Genomic DNA, 278 nt, shown 5'->3' on the forward strand with positions numbered 1-278 from the left:
GGTAATGGTCGTGGCCGTGGTCGCGGACGCTCAAGTGGCGGCGGTAACGGTCAAGGCCGTGGTCGCGCGGGCGGTGGCTATCAAGGCAATCCTGCTAATGCTCGTGGTCGTTCAAGCGACAGCGCAGCAACTGGTCAACGCGCTAGCAATGACAGCGGTTATCAAGGTAAGCCACGTGATTCATCTGGCAAGCCAAATGAGCGTTCAGGTGGCAAGCCGTATCAAGGCAAGCGCACTGGTGCTCCTAGCCGTGGTGATAGCACTGGCGTTCCACGCGG

Annotated in this window: 1 protein-coding gene; it reads left to right on the forward strand. The window is 60.1% G+C overall.

Annotated elements, in window-relative coordinates; all coding sequences use genetic code 11:
• On the forward strand, positions 1-278 hold a 278-nt coding region (locus AAEZ03_RS27100; protein ID WP_350582912.1), incomplete at both ends, for a hypothetical protein.

Origin of the sequence: Pseudomonas sp. HY2-MNA-CIBAN-0224 (assembly GCF_040310285.1) — a bacterium.
GTDB lineage: Bacteria > Pseudomonadota > Gammaproteobacteria > Pseudomonadales > Pseudomonadaceae > Aquipseudomonas > Aquipseudomonas helleri.